The organism is Hymenobacter tenuis (assembly GCF_054780495.1).
The window spans coordinates 1,650,458-1,665,927 of sequence record NZ_BAAGWF010000001.1 but is presented as its reverse complement, the minus strand read 5'-3'; the positions used below and the strand labels follow the sequence as shown (position 1 = coordinate 1,665,927).

The following is a 15,470-nucleotide window of genomic DNA, read 5'->3' as shown; positions in this document are numbered from 1 at the left end:
CTGAAGACTATACCAGCGCAAACCGCTTACCCGGCAGCGCTTTCACCACTCCCCGAAACTCGAGCCCCAGGAGCACCGAGGCGCTGGAATAAACGGGTACCTGCGCTTTCCAGGATAGGGTATCGAGGTGCTCTTCGCGGTTGGGAGCGGCTTGCAGTACGGTAATCAGACTAAATTCTTCCGGGGTAAAGTCGTCGGCTAGGTAGGCGGTTGGGGTTTTGAACTTGCCGTTCAGATGCAGCGCCGCATCCCAGTTGAGCAGTTCTTCCAGATCTTTGGGCTCCGAATATAGGGCGGCTTTATTGGCTTTTATTAGCTCGTGGCAGCCTTCCGAGGCCGGCGAGCCTAGTGGGCCTGGTACGGCCAGCACATCCCGGTCGTAGCCCTGGGCCAGGTCGGCCGTGATAAGAGCGCCGCCTTTTCGCGCAGCTTCCACTACCACGGTGCCATCGGATAAGCCAGCAATGATGCGATACCGGTGTTTCTGCTGGTATGTGCTGGTATATGCAGGATTTAATACTGCCACGGCTGTTTTACGATTGGCTGCCTAGCTGATTTTGTGTAGTAAAGAACGAAAACCGGCGCGGAATTACACCGGATGCGTTGGCAGCTTCTGTCTTTGCCAACGGAATTGCACTCGGCAGCACAGCACGCCAGGCGTCAAGAATAGCAGGGCCATAGCGCTCGACGGAATCATAGCCGTAAACGGATGGCATTTTATGGCCTAGCGCTAGCTCCTTCAAATCCTTATCGGCACCACTGCCCAGCATTAGCAGGTCAGCTCCCGTATGTCGCGCGGCATGGGTACCTAAAAACTTCCAAATGGGGCCTACCTGCTCAATCTTCGTCTTACCACTGAATTGCACCTTCACAAACTCACGAGTAAGGCCTGCTATCTCAGCAATCTTTTTAATTGCCTTTCCTCGGCCGCTCTGGTCGAGCACTGGTAGGCGGCCATTATAGCGACGCCAGATAGAGGCAGCCAGAGGAGGTAACGGCAAATGCAGAGGCTCCATGGTTTTCTCCTGGTAAATCTCAGCACACAACGTGGGGCCGTATAGGGGTAGATCTAGTTCCTTAACGTGGTGCGGCTGGAGGGCCCGCAAGTCGCTGTCTCGCAGAAGAAGGAGGGTTTGGAATATCCACAAGTCGAGGTGCTTGTGCATATAGTTCCATATCTGGTCCCGGGGCAAGTTGACCAAGGCTAGGAACTCATCTTTCTTTAACGAGGCTGCCCTGCCTTGCCGAGTAGTTGGCAAGCTGAGCCAGGATGGTACCGGTTGATTGACCATGCGGAAGCACTCGCGCAAGAACTTATAGTGCGTCTGGATAGTGCTGTCCTTCTTCTGCTCTGACTGGAGCATGGCCACGTACCGTCCAAAAACTACCTTGGAGATATTCTGAAGGCAAAGCGCGGCATCGAATTCAGCAAGCTTAGTAACAACGGGGTTGTACTGGCGCATGCTTTCCTTAGCCATCAAGTGGGCGTTTTCAGCTTTCCACTGTTCGTTGAACTCCGCCCAGCTCGATGCTGGAGTAAGGCCAGGGGCCGGCTCTGTCGTCTTCGTGCGTTTCGTATCCGCTGCTGAGCCTAGAACTTCTGCAATGGTGGCGTGAACCTCCTGCTCCGTAACGTCCCGCTCGGCCTTGCCCTCGGCCTCCGCTGCAGTAAAAAGTTTACCTACTGCAGTAACTACTTTTTGCAAGCGTAGATTCTTGGCGTTGCTATCCGCTTCCCGGGATTTGATGCGCTTCTCCTTTGTGGGCTGCCAATTGGTCGGCTCCACTTTCACGGCTACGCCTGGCTGTACGCGGTGGCCTGGCCAGTGGATATCAGCCCACACGCCGGCTCGCCCGTGCTTGTCCAGACGGTCTTCTCGGATACGAAATACAAGCTCCATTGCCTAGTCTTCAGCGGGTTCGTACACCTTCTCGCCTACCTTCCACATGCATAGGATATCGCCTAGCTCAATATTCATCTTCTCGCCTGAGCTATCGCTGGTGAGCTCCATCACGCCATTCTGGTTGCTCGTAATGCGCTTAATTATGAACATGGCATTGCGAAGTGAGATAGCGTGAACGCCGGTGGCATATTGCCAGTCTCCTTCTTGAACAGGGCGGACTGCAACGCATACCCGGTCGCCATACTTTGGAGCCATACTATTGCCCCGTATTTCTAGAATGCGAGCGTCTTTATAATCTCGTCCTTCACGCTTCAGCACCCACATTGTATTGTATTCGTCGGGCAAATGGTCAAGGCAATTGACCGCAAAGGACCCGTATGCAGTTCGTGTAAAAAATGGCAATTCGATGTAATCAGCCTTTGGTACTGTTACAGTACTGTCTGGATGTACACCAGTTAATATAAAGGCAACAGTTGTTTTATAAACACGAGCCAACTCCTGAAGCATATCAGTTTTGATGCCCGCTTTAGGGTCAGATTCATACCGATGGATAGTAGTATGGCTTTTTCCGACTTTCTCAGCCACATCATAAAGACTCATACTGGCGTCTTCACGCAGTTGAGTAAGACGTGCTTTAGCGGACTTATCTAGTTTTGGCATTTGTGTTAATCTCCCTTGTTCAAATGTAACGCAAATGAATGCTATTCATAACGATTTATAATACATTGTTGCAACATTTTTTGCTTTATAACGTTTAGTAACGTATAATTGCATAACAGTTCACATCTTACGATTTAAGCCATGATGGAAGCTAAAGAGCCACCCACTTACACAGTTCTTGCAAAGGTCAAAATGACCACTGAGCAAGCACTAAAGGCCGAACAAGGCCGAATGCAGCAAGAGAAGAGAGCGACTGTTAGAATGCCAGAAGTGGTTGCTTCCATTCTTAACAACTGGGCTGATAATCAATCAGTGCCAGGTTAATTTTTTTGTCCTTCCCTTAACGTTTTGTTTCGCTTTATCACCATTTATTGCAAAATACATAATGCTTCGTTTCGCATTCAACGGTGGGCAAGTTGAGATTGAGGACCGGGAGGCAACACTACGCCTCCTAGAATTTGAAATCGAAAGCCGCAACCGCGCTCGTGAGACAGCGGAAGCCGCAGAAAGAGCCTTCATGGTGGTGTATCGTGTAGGTGGTGACCCTGACCCGTCCCGGCCCTATAACGGGTTGCTAACGGAACGTCTAGACATTTCTGAGCGCACTGCCCGCCAACTCATTACAGAGGGCCGAATTGGCTACTTCTGCTGCGGTAAGAAAAACTATCGTGTCACAGAACGCCAGGTGCGCGAATACACCGGCGAATTACTGAAGGCCTCCTAATGCTACTCGCCACCGCCTCCTTTAACCCCGCTTTTTATGCCGTACCGGCCAAGCTGCCCACGCCGGCGGCGCTGGAGTTCTGGCTGGAAAACCCGCTGCTCATAGCGGCTCACCCGGCCCTCGTGGCTGAGCGAAAAGAGCAGTGGCCTGGCTGGAGCGCTGGCGAAAGGCTTAAGCTTCTATTCCGCCTAAAAAGCCGGCGGGATAAGCTCAAAGCCACCCTGCAAGCCAAGCAAGACGACTTGAGCCTGCAAGACTTACTGGCTTATATCGACGCCCACGACTCACTCGTCGACGACCGCCTAGAAAAGACCAACATACGGGCCTTTGCCTTCATGCTCCACAGCCAGGAGCGGGCATGGTACCAGGCCTTTCTCCGTGAAGTATTCCGCCTCCGCTATGAGGCGCTATCGGAGAAAGACGCTGCCTAACTCAACTCTCACCTTTTCACAATTGCCCTGTGATTCTCTTAAGCACCTCCACTAACACTATCCGGCGGGAAACGACAGTGACCGCCAAATGCAGCGCTGGCCATTACATCTGCTCTGAAACCTGGACTGGCACCGGTGCCCGCGTGGCTACTGCCCTTGCGCGGCACGTGCGCACCTCGGCTGAGCAGCTGCAGCGCCGCCAGAACATTGCCTCTACCAGCCCGGCCGTAGTATCCCGCCCACTGCAAAACGGCCACTAGGATGCGCGCTACTTCCCATCCTCGCCTTTACTCTGTGGAGCTGGCCGAAATGAGCCGGGAGCGCAAAAAGCAAATTGCCCGGGGCCGCATTCGGTTCGTGCTCTTGGTGCTGCTCGGCGGCCTGTGTTTCCTAGCCTATGGCTGCATGGCCTACGGCCCTAAGTCCAACCGCAAGCCGACGAGCCTAGGCATTAAAGATGCTGAGCGCCCCGCTACTCGCCTCAGTTATCGGCCACTGTAGCAAGGATCAAAAGCAACAGGGCCGCGCTATTGCCCAGCGCGGCCCTGTCAAATGAATTTCTAACGAACACTGCAAACATAAGTGGATAATCTGAAAACTGAGTCGCAGCGCGATAAACTTAATCGGCTGTTCACCGCTTACGGTCTTCTATCAGAAGATATACATAAGCACCAGCACTATACTATCATTCGCCGGACTGGCATCGAGAAGATAGCTAGTGCGGTTGGTATCAAAATTACCTACGAGGTGTGTGCGGCTCAAGCCGACTACGCCGCTGTAAAGGCCACGGCTAAGAAGCCGATGGGTACCAAGTTCACTAGCATCGAGACGTTTGGCAGTGCATGCCCTGCTACCAGCCAGAACAAGTATTATCTGGAAATGGCCGAAAAGCGGGCAATGAGTCGCGCCGTGCTCAAGCTCTCTGACCTGTATGCAGCTGGTGCTTATGGAGAGGACGAGGCCGACGAGTTCGACCGGAAACAGAATCCGGAACAGCGCCCCTCTCTGCCGGCCGCGCCCGCGCCCACGCCGCCGGTTTCAACCGCCCCGGTTCCCTCCGCTGGTGCCGTCCCAAGCGCTGAAGCCGACGACTTACCCATGGATAAGCTAGTGGTGCTAAGCTTCCTCAACGAAGCCGAAACGCTGGAGGAGTTACAAGCTGCCTGGCTAGGGGAGGCAAAAGGCTGGCACCTCGACCCGGACGTGTTCGCCGCCAAAGAGGAGCGCAAAGCACATCTTCAACGTAATCAAACGCTAGCCTAGATGGTAGCAAAATGCACCAAGTGGAGCCCGGCCGAGGTTGTCGTGCTCTCCACTCATTATCAGTCAGGTACTAAGGCTGAGCTCGAAAACCTGCTTGGCCGCCCATGGGCTCACATTCGGGATAAGGCGCAGCACTTGGGTATCCTTCGCCGCTCTGGAGAGAATCATTGGAGCGAGCAGCATCTCGCAATACTGAAAGCTGAGTACTCTACTAAAGGCGGTAAAGCTTTGGCTGAGCAGCTAGGGCGCACCCACACCGCTATACTTAAAATGGCTTTGAAGCTAAATTTAAAGGTGGAGGCCTTCGGTAAACAGCCTCGAAAGTCGAACTGGAGCAAAGAGCACTTGGCTATACTTCAGGAGCATTACCCCACGAAAGGCTCTGACTATGTAGCCGAATTGGTTGGCCGTCGCCGGGAGTGTGTACTCTCGATGGCCAAACGCTTAGGTATCCGCTGCCAGGTGTATCGAGCTGGCAAGCTTCGCACGTCAGAAGAGCATAAGGAACTAGTGCGGAAGCATTACCCTACAGGCATGCCCCTAGCTGAGCTAGCTGAGCTGCTAGGTATGAAACCTGCTTCCCTCTGTGCGTTGGCGTGTCGGCTAGGAGTAAAGCGCTTAGTACACGTGAAAGCTGCCACTGTCGCTAAACCCGCGAAAGCAGCGCCCAAGGTTGCCCGGCCAGCTCCCAAGCCTAAGCCCGCGCCGGCCCCGGTGTCGCGCTACAATTACACGCCAGAGCAAAAGCAGCTCGTGCTCGACCGCTTCCCGCACGTGGATACGGAGGTGCTGGCCGAGCAGCTCGGCAAGTCAGCCGACGCCCTTCGACACTTTGCTAAGTCGCTCGGCCTGGTGAAAACTCCTGAGTACCTGGCTGCTCGTGAGCTGCAGTTGGAAGTAAAGCGTCTGGCTAAAAAGAAAGCCAAGGCAATAGTTGAAAAGAAGAAAGCTGCTCCAGTAAAAGCAAAGCGGTGGTTTCACTACCCGATGAACTCTGCAGAATACAAAGAGGGGCTAGCTCTGGCCACTGCCGGCGGCGGTCGCAAGAAAGCAGTTTCCACCATCGACGAGAATGGCCGGCCGGCAACGGTGTGGCGCAATGCAGCATAGCCTTATGAGTAAGCACCTCACCACCAACGCCACCGGCCCCAATGAGGAGCCGGTGGTTATATACCACTTCGAGTCGGTAACCCTCACAGAAAACTATACCCTCAAGCTCACCGGATCCCGCTGGAAAGGGCCCGTGATTGAGGAGTTCCAATTAGTCGTAAACCAGTATCCGCACCCGGAGCTCCTACTGGTGCTGCGTAAGCTCACCTTTCACCTGGTCATGCTCACGGAGCAGCTCGACGCCAAAGCCCTTTATCCGGAGGCCGCGGCTGTGGCAGTGTATGCTCCAAATGCTCTGTTCATAGAGCGGGCCTTGCTGCAGGCTGTCGAGTCGGGAGAAGTATACGAGCACCCCGCGCTCGAAAACTTCCGGTGCACGTCGGTTAAGTTTTCCAACAAAGGCACGGTGCTCGTGGGCGAACGTCGGAGCAAGTATAAGTGCTTCGGCAAGCGCATGGAGCTGAAGACACCGCCAATTGTGGGCGTGTCGTTGGAAGATGAGGAGGAGGGAGCCTACCCCTTCTTTGAGCAGTTTAACAACACGCTCGGCTCCCTACACATGGAGGCCCGGGCCTACCTCGATGGCAAGTATGGCGCCGGTGGCGACCAGCTCAGCCTCTTTGGTAAGCAGCCCGACGAGGAGCCCAAAGAGCATTTCCTGCAGGATATCGTCGAGAGTGCTGCCAGCTTCACTTCGGTAACCATTACTGACTCCAGCGGGCAAGGCGTGAAGCTGGAGAAGGGTAAGGCTCCTCGCACATTTAAAGGAAGGGCGCTGGAGGATGAATAGCTCGATGCCTAACCGCTTATGGGACGAGTCCCACCCCCGCCCGTGAGTACGCCAATGATGGCTGTCCACGTCGGCGGCTCCCACCCCTCGCTCCACAAAATGACTTTTTACGAACTACAGGAGCAATTCTGGCAAATGGAGGCTGAACAGAAGTGGTCGCCTGCTCAGGTGAAGCTTTACTTCTGGTGGCTAAATCAGTTCAATATAGCCCGCTGGCCAGCCTCTATACCCCGCAATCTTAAGCAGGTCGCCTCGACTATTTCGATGGACGAGAAGACCTGTGAGGCCGCTAAAAACGTCCTGGTTGCTCGTGGTCTGATTGCCTTTACCCCCGGCGTATCGGGTCGCTCTGCAATCTGGGGTTTGTCCTACTCTCGGAATAATTCTTCTGAAGCTGACCGGAAAAATTCCGGTCAGCTTCGCGCCGACTACAGAGAAACTGGCCGGAAAAATTCCGGTTCGGTTGACGGTAATACTTCGGATTGCAGCCAAGCTGACCGGAAAAATTCCGGTCCTATATGGAATAAGAAGAAGAATAGTTCTGGAGTAGAAGAAGAGGAAGACAGTGACACCGCGAGTGAGCTGTCGAAAAAAAATGAGGAGGGGGCAGTGGTGCAAATCAATTTACCCTCTGACAACCCGGCTCCGGGCTTCGCACACCAGGGGGGCGGGCCGGCTGCTCTGCCTGAGGGAGAGCACTGCCGCGGTGGGTACGTCGATACCCGGCTGCTAGACTCCGACCCGCGCAAGTGGGAAGAGATACCCCGGGATGCTGCTATGGTCGACGAGTACCTGGCCAGCATCAACCACCCCAAGGCCGGACGAGGGGAGCTGTTCTACGACTACTACAAACTCGTGGGATGGTTAGTGGGCACTAAACCGATGCGTAACTGGCGAATAGCTGTTAAATCTTTTGGATTCCGTGAGCAATCAAGTTCAACTCCACAGGCCGGTCAACCCAACGGGAGGCCAGCTGCAGGCCAGAAGCCAACCGGAAACGCTGGCAAAATGGCTAGAGCCCTTGCTGAGCGAAGAAGGGGGCCCGTTAAATGACCCTGAGTTAGCGCTGGCCATTGCTGACCGGCAAAGTGGGTTAACCGTTGGCCAGGCCTTGCAGTCGTTGCAAGTGTCGGTGCTAAACCGGGAGGCCCCCGGCGCCCTAGCTGAAGCCTTGGGCAACGTGCTGACCTTCTTTGCGCAGTACTTCAATGTGGTACGAAACCTTACCGACGTACAAATCGGCCTCCTCGTGCCGGACTTGCTGGAGCGCTACTGGCACTGGCGTTTCGACGAGTTCCTGTATGTGCTCCGGGAGGGTGTCGCCGGCCGGTGGGGCAAAGTCTACGACCGGTTAGACCCGGCAACGATACACGAGTGGTGCCGGCACTACGACGACCAGGTGCGAGGTATCGAGCTGGAGCGCCAGGCGCAGAAGGAGGCCCGGGAGCGAAAGCTGGCTGAGCTGCCAGCCACTCCTCGTCGGTACGACAACGAGCACGAGGTGCGTCAGCATTTGGAAACGCTTACCGACGACCAGCTCCGGAAGGGTATTGCCTACTACGACCAGCACCCGGAGGAACCGTTTGCCGAGATAAAAGCGGAGTTGGCGGCTCAGGTACTCCTCGACCGGAAAAAGCTGGAGCTGCTCAAAGCCGTGCTCGGCAAGGCCAGTGACGCCGGCACCTACGCCCGTGAGGCATCCGAGGAAGAATATCAGAAGTTCAAAAGCTCTTTTGTAGCGGAGAGGATGGCAGCGCGAACAGCGCCTCGTCCTGCTCAGGGCCCGGAGCCTGTCTACCAACGTTTCCCCGCACTCAAACAGAAGCCGGCGGCTTAGGCCAGGCTATTACAAAAACCACGAATTCACTCTTTCCAACTATGACACAGGACCAAGTAAACCAAATGATTCCCGAGGGTAAAGTACAACCCCGTGAGTCGTACACCTATGCTGACTTGCTAGCAGGGCTGCAAGCTCTGAGCTCGGAGCAACTGCAACAGCAGGTGTGGGGCTGGGATGAAGATAAGTGCTACGACACCCTGAGGCTGAATGTGCTGGAGGAAGATTATATCAGTGACGACAGCAACTACGGTCCGGAGAGTGATTACCTGCAGGTTGCCACCGAAGAGGAGTTGGCGGATATGAAGGAGTGGCCTCGCTTGCCAAAAGGCACAGTTGTATTCAATATCAACGAGTAAGCACGGACCTATGAACAATTTTGAAACCCTCCAGCGTCTCAGCCTTATTGCATCAAACCAGGCACCAGCGCCGCAAGAATGCCCCGAGTGCTTGGGTATGAATACCGACTGCAGCGAATGCTACGGCGTTGGCCGCATCGAATACACCTATGACGGCGACGCGGATAAGGATATAGCCTGGCTGGTGGCTGAGCTTAGCCGGCGTATACCGGTGGGCATGCCGCAAACGTTGGAGCAGTTGTTTTTAGCTTATGGCCAGGCCTTACTCGAAAAGGCGCTGCGAGCTCGTGAGAAGTACGGCTTCCCCGTTGATGGTTGGAAAGACCCGGAGTGGAAAGACGAGCTGGTGAATGGTTTGCTGTCGCACGTGCATAAAGGAGACCCCCGCGACGTGGGCGTTTATTCTGCTTTTGCGTGGTGGCATGGCTGGAGCATTACCCCGCCGCTCCAGAAGTACGATGCTTATCAGCTCCTGCAGGAAGCGTACGACCGCGGGTGGAAAGCTTCAGGAGAGGGGTATAATGCCGAAGTGTATTACGACCATGCCACCGATGAGAATTGGTTGGCCAGGCGTCAATCGGAGGTGGCGAAGATAATTGCAGAGGCTATTTCGAAAGGCTCCCTTCAGGCAGAAACAGCAAGCCAGGAGCCGGAGGTGCCCTATGGCCAGGCCAACGCCTTCGGACAAAATGATGCTGCAGCTGATAACGGGTTTGCCTCATAGTTGAGAGCGGGAGGCGGAGCTAGTGCGCCCGTGATACGGCCATGATAAGAACCGCCTCCCGCATCGATGCCAACCAGCCTCAAATCGTAGCCGCCCTCCGTCGCATCGGCTGCCACGTGCTTCACCTACACCAACTCAAGAACTGTTTCGATCTGCTCGTCGGGTATCGCGGCCGGACTTTCCTCATGGAAGTGAAAGACCCGGCTCAGCCACCATCCAAACGAAAGCTTACACCAGGTGAGCAGAAGTTTCAGGAAGAGTGGAACGGGACGCCCTACCACGTTGTCGAGACGCCAGAACAAGCCATTTCCATTGTCACCACTCCTGCATATTGCCCATGCAAACAACCTCTACCCGCCGTGGATTCGGTACCGCCGACCGCCGGTACATCGCTCAGTTCTACCTCACCTGCTCAGCCGCCGATGTGGCAGCGCACTTGTGTCGGCCAGTAGGCTCCATTTACCAATACGTGAAGCGCCACCCGGAGCTCCAGAAGCGGCCCCGGCTATGAGGTGGGACGTGGGATAAAGCCGCATCCCGCCCGTGATACAGACGAATTCTAACGAGTCTGTATCGTGCGTAAACTCCTCCGCTTCCTAACGTTTATCTGTTTCGCTCCTGTGCGCTATCCGTACGCGGGGCTCTATCATTTCGTGGTGGGTGCTGTCAGTCAATCCCGACTGTGCAGTGCTCACCACGTCTCGTTTAGCTGGTGCCTGCTCGTGGGTGGCCTGGTGGGCGGCCTTGTAGGCTTAGTGGGCTACGTGCTATGCGGCTATGCCCTGGTGAAGCTGGAGAGGGAGGCCAAGTAGTCATGGCCAAGAAGAGTACAGAGGTAAGCCCCGTCGATAATTTGACCCCACAGCGCCGCAAGTTTGCTGAAGCGTACGTGTTGTCATTCAACGGCACAAAAGCCGCTCAGGCAGCAGGATACAGCGAGAAAACCGCACGTCAGCAAGCGAGCCGCCTGTTAACATCTGTTGACATACAAGCGGCAATTAAGCACTTGCTTAAAGAGTGCATTAGCCCGGAAGAGATAGCCGCCCGGTGGCAGCGCATTGCCACGGCCAGTCTCGACGACTTCTATTCAAAGGTGCGTGTAGAGCATACACCCCGCATCGAGAAGCGCCTGGCCGATATCGTAGCCAAGGCTCGTGCCGACATCGAGTTTGAGCAAGAGCTGGCTATCCGGTCGGAGGAGTTCATTACCAAGGAAAAGGACCGGGTGAAGTTCCGGAAGGAGGAGGCCCGCAAGCACCAGCGCAGGGAAATGCAGCTACTCCGTCTGGAGCTGGAGCTGGAGAAAGACCCGAACGGTGTGCGCATTGTCGACGGTCCGACAGAGTGGAAATACGAAATGCAGCTCGACCTCGCCAAAGCGGAGGCCTTGGGCATGCTCGACTTGGTGAAGACGCACAACGATGGCAAGAACGGCACCTCCTTCAGCCTACGTGACCAGGACGGCGCCCTCGGCAAACTGGCTGTGTGGCGCGGCATGCTCACCAACAAAGTAGACCTCACGAGCAAGGGCGAATCCATTACCCCGCAATACGACCCGGCCGAGCTGGCCAAGAAACTTTCTCCCGAACAGCTGGCCGTGATGCGGTCGGCACATGAAGCCCTCCAGAATGGATAAGCACACAATTACTCCCGACCTCGACCACGCCCTTCGTCAGTTTGCCGCCCGCATGCCGGAGCCGGCGTTTTCCAACGTCAAGCCTACACTTGGTGCTGTGCTGGCCAGTGAGTACCCGGACCTACTCACCACAGACCAGAAGCCCCTCGCCGGCCATAAGCTGTACCTCATTGTGACCAAGTACACCAAGCGCCGGCACCTACGGGAGCTCCGGAAGGTGTACCGTGCCGGCGGCCGCCCCGCCCTGGTGAAGCACTTGCAGCCTTACGCAGACTTTCTGAAGACTGAGTAACCCGTGGAGCTGCTTCCCCTCGATGCCATTATAGCCGCTCAGTGCTACCAGCGCTTCTACTACTTCTTCCTCGAAATGTGGGAGACAATAGAAGCGGTGGAGCTTGTGCCTAACTGGCATATCGAATACCTGTGCGACGAAATGCAGGCCGTGTACGAGCGGTGGAAGCGAGGGGAGGCGCAAGGCGACGTGCTGGTAAATATCCCGCCGGGTACGAGTAAGAGCACGACTATTACACAGCTCTTCCCGGCCTGGCTGTGGCTAGTCGAGCCGAGCATGCGCATTATCAGCACCTCGTTTGCATCCGACGTGAGCATAGGCCACGGCCTGAAGTCGCGCGACTGTCTGAGCTCACCCAAGTTTCAGCGCCTGTTTCCCGGTCGTATTGAGTTTAAGGCCGACCAGAACGGTAAGACCAACTACCGTAACACCGCCGGCGGCCAGCGCTTCATTACCTCCAGCGGTGCCCGTGTTACAGGTGTGCACGCCGACATTATCGTTATCGACGACCCGATTAACCCGGAGAAGTCGGATAACGAGAAAGCCCGCAAAACAGCACTTAAGCACGTGCAAACCGTCTCCAGCCGAAAGACTGATAAGAAGCGCACGGTATCTATCATGGTTATGCAGCGGGTGCACGAGCTCGACCCCGCCGGCGCCTGGCTTAAGAAAAAGAAAAACCTTCGGCACATCTGCTTACCTGGTGAGGTAACACCTGACAGTAAGAGTGGGGAGCTTGGTAAGAATGTGAAGCCGGTGGAGCTGGTGCAACGATATACCAATGGCCTGCTCGATGCCAACCGACTCGACCGTGGAGCACTGGCCACGATGAAAGAGGACTTAGGTAGCTACGGCTATGCTGGCCAGATACTCCAGATGCCGGCACCCGACGAGGGCGGCATTCTGAAAAAGGCCTGGTTTAAGACTATTACCTACGCTGACTTCCTGAAGCTTCCGGAGGCCGGCTCGGCTGTGTGGCACCTCGACTACGATGGTGCTTACACCGACAGCCAGAAAAACGACCCCTCGGCTATCCTCATATCGGCATACGTCGGCCAGACGCTCTACGTGCGGTATGCTGGTGAGCACTGGCTGGACTTCACTGATATGGTGAAGCTGTTGCCTCAGCTTGCGGAAGCGCACGGATGCGGCCGCCAGAGTAAGCTCCACATCGAGCCAAAGGCCAACGGTAAGGATATCGTGAGCTGGCTTCGGAAGAATAGCCAACTCAACATCGTCGAGGCTCCTACGCCCACCAGCGGCAAAACCGAACGAGTGCAAGCAGCCTCGCCTTTCATCGAGGCCCAACGAGTGGTAATCATAGATGGCAGTTGGAACGACGCATTCATAAGCCAGGCGGCCGCATTCCCGACAGCTGCTCACGACGACATGCTGGATACGCTTACCCAAGCTATAGCCCGCAATCAGACTAAAAAGAAGTTCAACTACTCCTAATGCGTACGCTCAAAATCACAGATACCGAAACTGGCCAGGAGTACTCCGGCCGTATGCCGGAAGGGTGGCACGAGGTGCCCCTCTCCGCATTTCAACAATACGCCCGCCTGCAGGCTGAGCGCCGGCCAGAGCTGGAGCTGCTTAGCGCCGTGCAAGCCCTTACCGATTTACCAGCTGATACGCTGGAGGCCGACGTGAGCTTGGCGGCCAACCTAGGCAGTATGCTGCCCTGGTTCTTTGCCCTGCCTACTGGAGAGCCGGCGTCAACGCTTACGCATCACGGAGTAACCTATCTGCACTGCCAAGACTTCGGCCGGCTGAGTGCTGGCCAGTTCGAAGCACTATTGGCGTTCCTCGATGCCGCCGGCAATAACCCAGGCGTAGCTGCTCCGGAGCTGTTGGCCGTGCTACTCGTGCGCAAGGGCGTGAAGCAGGATGCCCGGGCCGTGCGTGAAGCCACCGCGGCCTTTGCCTCGCTCTCCATGGAGCAGGCCTGGCCGTACGTTGCAAATTTTTTGACGGCTTGGAGCTCCAGCGCAGTGCGACTCCAAGCCTCTTCCCTGGTAAAAATCCAGACGGAGACAGCACTGCTCCAGATAGTGGAGGCCCTGAGTTCAGCTCCTCGGCCAGCGGGTCGTTTACGGAGGCTCTGCTCTGGCATAGTCGCCGCATTGGGGAAGCGGTACGTTCGCTCCGTACTTGGCCAATTGAGGAGCTCCTAGAAGATATGGAGTTTGAGCGCAAGCGGGATAGGGTAGCCGTGCGCCCGTGATACGGGCATGCAAGACACGCCACAACCCGATAGCGCAGCAGCACGCATCTTCGCCTACTTGGAGGATGTCGTCGGCCGCTATGCGCCTATTAAGCACTTTCAGATCGGCTATCCCGACGAGCAAGCCGGCGCCGGCGACACGCCTTACCCTCAGGTATTCTTCGAAACCGATATGCAGGTAGGGGAGAGCACCCGGGGCCTATGCTCGTTTCAGGTGAGCCTCCTCGTGCTCGACATCCCGCCGGCACGTGGCCGACACCCCGGCACCCGCATGGAGAAAGAGATACTGGCCAGGACCGGCGGCTACGTGGAGGAGCTCCTGGAAATTCTACGACTGGAGGAGACGCTTACCGACGTGTCGCTCACCAGCACCGTGTCGCTTACCGACTATGGCCAGGACCGCGCCGCCGGCTGGCATGCTGAAATTTCCTTCACCTATCCCATGGCAGTCAACCGCGCCAGCCTTCGGACTCGCTACACGCCACCCTCTCTGTAATGCCAGACTTAAATCCGATAATCGCGCTTATACGCCGGACATTCCGCATTAAGGGTTCGGCGGAGCATACGCAGTTCGGCCCCACCCGGGCCCAAGAAACCGTTACTGTACTGGAGGCTATGGTGGCTGGCCAGATGTTCGATGCCGACTTCCTGGCCGTCGAGCCGTTCGGCAAGTTTGGTAAGGGTACCATGGTGCCGGCAACTGGCAAAACAGGCCCGGGCTTAATAGTCGAGGCCTACAGCGGGAGCATTCTGCCAACCTACTCAGTGGCCAGCCTGAGCCTAGTGCAAAGTGCTGCCGTCGACGACGAGGTAGGGCAAGCGGTGGCCAACGCTCTTACAGCCACCTTCAACCAGGGCGACGCCGGCGCGCTCAGCACTATCCTGGTCAAGAAGGATGGGGCTCAGATTAGCTCAAGTGGCAATAGCTCTCCGTTCACGCGCAACAGCAACGTAGTGCGGATTTTGGGCAGCATTAACTACCAAGCCTTCGTCGACTATGCTGCCGGCGAGCCCAAGCTGGTGCGCCCGGCCAATACGCCCGATACCCGGCCCGCTGCTGTGCGCTCAGTCAATGCGCCACAGGCGGCCGAGTCCGGGCTGGCCTCCAACCAAGTGCAGCTCAAGGGCTGGCAGTACGTGTTCTTCGGACCGGTTGCGGCCAAGCCTACCACGTCGGCGGCCGTGAGGGCCCTGCCTAGTAAGCAGCTGGTAAAGGGTGCTCTAACGCTTACGCTTAACACCGGTACCGTCGAGAAAACCTTTGCTATCGTCGTGCCACCAGGCTACAAGCTCACGCAGGTTATCGACATCGAGAGCAGCCGCGGCAACATCACGGGGGCCTATGTCGCCTCAGGGGTGCGAGTGCAGGATGCTCGGCCGGAAGCCAACGGCGGCCCGCAGGACTACACCAACAGCAACGGGGTGGCCACCGACAGCACCTGCTATACCCTGCAGACGGCTACCACCTATCCAAGCAATCACCAACACGAGTTTACCATTCAGCCAATTTAAG

The 15,470-nt window shown here is 56.2% G+C and carries 23 protein-coding genes; 20 read left to right on the top strand and 3 right to left on the bottom strand.

The genetic code is table 11. The annotated features are described in order from the left end of the window. Positions 1–7 precede the first annotated feature (7 nt). The 3 genes from ACYVGU_RS07255 to ACYVGU_RS07245 are packed head-to-tail and all read right to left on the bottom strand — an operon-like array spanning position 8 to position 2,564. Positions 8–526 carry a DNA-processing protein DprA gene (locus ACYVGU_RS07255; RefSeq protein ID WP_460621492.1) on the bottom strand — a complete coding sequence of 173 codons (519 nt, stop codon included), beginning with the start codon at positions 524–526 and terminating at the stop codon, positions 8–10. Positions 527–533: 7 nt separating this feature from the next. Then, entirely contained in the window at positions 534–1,901 is a 1,368-nt protein-coding gene (locus tag ACYVGU_RS07250) for a hypothetical protein (protein ID WP_460621491.1), read from the bottom strand. Positions 1,902–1,904: 3 nt separating this feature from the next. After that, a complete protein-coding gene (locus tag ACYVGU_RS07245; protein WP_460621490.1) occupies positions 1,905–2,564 on the bottom strand; it encodes a helix-turn-helix domain-containing protein in 660 nt (219 codons plus the stop codon). A gap of 141 nt (positions 2,565–2,705) precedes the next feature. Here ACYVGU_RS07245 and ACYVGU_RS07240 point away from each other — a divergent pair, with 141 nt between their 5' ends. From ACYVGU_RS07240 to ACYVGU_RS07145, 20 genes are all read left to right on the top strand, one after another. Further along, the gene (locus ACYVGU_RS07240; RefSeq protein WP_460621488.1) at positions 2,706–2,888 is read left to right on the top strand and encodes a hypothetical protein; all 183 of its coding nucleotides are present in this window, start codon (positions 2,706–2,708) and stop codon (positions 2,886–2,888) included. Between the two features lie 61 nt (positions 2,889–2,949). Further along, positions 2,950–3,288: a hypothetical protein gene (locus tag ACYVGU_RS07235; protein ID WP_460621487.1), complete on the top strand. Its 339-nt coding sequence runs from the start codon at positions 2,950–2,952 to the stop codon at positions 3,286–3,288. Further along, positions 3,288–3,719, top strand: coding sequence for a hypothetical protein (locus ACYVGU_RS07230; RefSeq protein ID WP_460621486.1), 432 nt, complete (start codon positions 3,288–3,290; stop codon positions 3,717–3,719). Before ACYVGU_RS07235 ends, ACYVGU_RS07230 begins: the two co-directional genes overlap by 1 nt. Positions 3,720–3,748: 29 nt before the next feature. Beyond that, complete coding sequence (locus ACYVGU_RS07225) at positions 3,749–3,979, top strand: hypothetical protein (RefSeq protein WP_460621485.1); 231 nt, start codon at positions 3,749–3,751, stop codon at positions 3,977–3,979. Between the two features lies 1 nt (position 3,980). Then, positions 3,981–4,220: a hypothetical protein gene (locus ACYVGU_RS07220; protein WP_460621484.1), complete on the top strand. Its 240-nt coding sequence runs from the start codon at positions 3,981–3,983 to the stop codon at positions 4,218–4,220. A gap of 81 nt (positions 4,221–4,301) precedes the next feature. Continuing rightward, positions 4,302–4,982: a hypothetical protein gene (locus tag ACYVGU_RS07215; protein WP_460621483.1), complete on the top strand. Its 681-nt coding sequence runs from the start codon at positions 4,302–4,304 to the stop codon at positions 4,980–4,982. A gap of 276 nt (positions 4,983–5,258) precedes the next feature. Beyond that, positions 5,259–6,092, top strand: coding sequence for a hypothetical protein (locus ACYVGU_RS07210; RefSeq protein WP_460621482.1), 834 nt, complete (start codon positions 5,259–5,261; stop codon positions 6,090–6,092). Positions 6,093–6,096: 4 nt separating this feature from the next. Then, on the top strand, positions 6,097–6,882 hold the full coding sequence (locus ACYVGU_RS07205; RefSeq protein WP_460621481.1) for a hypothetical protein: 786 nt from the start codon (positions 6,097–6,099) through the stop codon (positions 6,880–6,882). A 99-nt stretch (positions 6,883–6,981) separates the two neighbouring features. Next, entirely contained in the window at positions 6,982–7,935 is a 954-nt protein-coding gene (locus ACYVGU_RS07200; RefSeq protein WP_460621480.1) for a hypothetical protein, read from the top strand. Continuing rightward, positions 7,904–8,719, top strand: a complete 816-nt coding sequence (locus ACYVGU_RS07195; RefSeq protein WP_460621479.1) for a sulfotransferase family protein — start codon at positions 7,904–7,906, stop codon at positions 8,717–8,719. Before ACYVGU_RS07200 ends, ACYVGU_RS07195 begins: the two co-directional genes overlap by 32 nt. 41 nt (positions 8,720–8,760) lie before the next feature. Further along, on the top strand, positions 8,761–9,078 hold the full coding sequence (locus ACYVGU_RS07190; protein WP_460621478.1) for a hypothetical protein: 318 nt from the start codon (positions 8,761–8,763) through the stop codon (positions 9,076–9,078). Positions 9,079–9,088: 10 nt separating this feature from the next. Continuing rightward, a complete protein-coding gene (locus tag ACYVGU_RS07185; RefSeq protein ID WP_460621477.1) occupies positions 9,089–9,802 on the top strand; it encodes a hypothetical protein in 714 nt (237 codons plus the stop codon). Between the two features lie 337 nt (positions 9,803–10,139). Next, a complete protein-coding gene (locus ACYVGU_RS07180) occupies positions 10,140–10,313 on the top strand; it encodes a hypothetical protein (RefSeq protein WP_460621476.1) in 174 nt (57 codons plus the stop codon). Positions 10,314–10,377: 64 nt separating this feature from the next. After that, positions 10,378–10,614, top strand: coding sequence for a hypothetical protein (locus ACYVGU_RS07175; RefSeq protein WP_460621475.1), 237 nt, complete (start codon positions 10,378–10,380; stop codon positions 10,612–10,614). Positions 10,615–10,616: 2 nt separating this feature from the next. Then, positions 10,617–11,438, top strand: a complete 822-nt coding sequence (locus tag ACYVGU_RS07170; protein WP_460621474.1) for a terminase small subunit — start codon at positions 10,617–10,619, stop codon at positions 11,436–11,438. Further along, positions 11,431–11,730, top strand: a complete 300-nt coding sequence (locus tag ACYVGU_RS07165; RefSeq protein ID WP_460621473.1) for a hypothetical protein — start codon at positions 11,431–11,433, stop codon at positions 11,728–11,730. Before ACYVGU_RS07170 ends, ACYVGU_RS07165 begins: the two co-directional genes overlap by 8 nt. A 3-nt stretch (positions 11,731–11,733) precedes the next feature. Beyond that, a complete protein-coding gene (terL, locus tag ACYVGU_RS07160; RefSeq protein WP_460621472.1) occupies positions 11,734–13,185 on the top strand; it encodes a phage terminase large subunit in 1,452 nt (483 codons plus the stop codon). After that, positions 13,185–13,907 carry a hypothetical protein gene (locus tag ACYVGU_RS07155; RefSeq protein WP_460621471.1) on the top strand — a complete coding sequence of 241 codons (723 nt, stop codon included), beginning with the start codon at positions 13,185–13,187 and terminating at the stop codon, positions 13,905–13,907. The genes terL and ACYVGU_RS07155 overlap by 1 nt, the downstream gene beginning before the upstream one ends. A 57-nt stretch (positions 13,908–13,964) precedes the next feature. Next, positions 13,965–14,453, top strand: coding sequence for a hypothetical protein (locus tag ACYVGU_RS07150; RefSeq protein ID WP_460621470.1), 489 nt, complete (start codon positions 13,965–13,967; stop codon positions 14,451–14,453). After that, positions 14,453–15,469, top strand: a complete 1,017-nt coding sequence (locus tag ACYVGU_RS07145) for a hypothetical protein (protein WP_460621469.1) — start codon at positions 14,453–14,455, stop codon at positions 15,467–15,469. Before ACYVGU_RS07150 ends, ACYVGU_RS07145 begins: the two co-directional genes overlap by 1 nt. The last annotated feature ends 1 nt before the right edge of the window (position 15,470 follow it).

Coding starts and splice junctions, on each gene's coding strand:
- ACYVGU_RS07145 (WP_460621469.1), top strand. CDS start 14,453: ATGCCAGACTTAAATCCGATAATCGCGCTTATACGCCGGACATTCCGC.
- ACYVGU_RS07220 (WP_460621484.1), top strand. CDS start 3,981: ATGCGCGCTACTTCCCATCCTCGCCTTTACTCTGTGGAGCTGGCCGAA.
- ACYVGU_RS07190 (WP_460621478.1), top strand. CDS start 8,761: ATGACACAGGACCAAGTAAACCAAATGATTCCCGAGGGTAAAGTACAA.
- ACYVGU_RS07230 (WP_460621486.1), top strand. CDS start 3,288: ATGCTACTCGCCACCGCCTCCTTTAACCCCGCTTTTTATGCCGTACCG.
- ACYVGU_RS07180 (WP_460621476.1), top strand. CDS start 10,140: ATGCAAACAACCTCTACCCGCCGTGGATTCGGTACCGCCGACCGCCGG.
- ACYVGU_RS07245 (WP_460621490.1), bottom strand. CDS start 2,564: ATGCCAAAACTAGATAAGTCCGCTAAAGCACGTCTTACTCAACTGCGT.
- ACYVGU_RS07165 (WP_460621473.1), top strand. CDS start 11,431: ATGGATAAGCACACAATTACTCCCGACCTCGACCACGCCCTTCGTCAG.
- ACYVGU_RS07150 (WP_460621470.1), top strand. CDS start 13,965: ATGCAAGACACGCCACAACCCGATAGCGCAGCAGCACGCATCTTCGCC.
- ACYVGU_RS07235 (WP_460621487.1), top strand. CDS start 2,950: ATGCTTCGTTTCGCATTCAACGGTGGGCAAGTTGAGATTGAGGACCGG.
- ACYVGU_RS07185 (WP_460621477.1), top strand. CDS start 9,089: ATGAACAATTTTGAAACCCTCCAGCGTCTCAGCCTTATTGCATCAAAC.
- ACYVGU_RS07200 (WP_460621480.1), top strand. CDS start 6,982: ATGACTTTTTACGAACTACAGGAGCAATTCTGGCAAATGGAGGCTGAA.
- ACYVGU_RS07170 (WP_460621474.1), top strand. CDS start 10,617: ATGGCCAAGAAGAGTACAGAGGTAAGCCCCGTCGATAATTTGACCCCA.
- ACYVGU_RS07240 (WP_460621488.1), top strand. CDS start 2,706: ATGATGGAAGCTAAAGAGCCACCCACTTACACAGTTCTTGCAAAGGTC.
- ACYVGU_RS07205 (WP_460621481.1), top strand. CDS start 6,097: ATGAGTAAGCACCTCACCACCAACGCCACCGGCCCCAATGAGGAGCCG.
- ACYVGU_RS07250 (WP_460621491.1), bottom strand. CDS start 1,901: ATGGAGCTTGTATTTCGTATCCGAGAAGACCGTCTGGACAAGCACGGG.
- ACYVGU_RS07155 (WP_460621471.1), top strand. CDS start 13,185: ATGCGTACGCTCAAAATCACAGATACCGAAACTGGCCAGGAGTACTCC.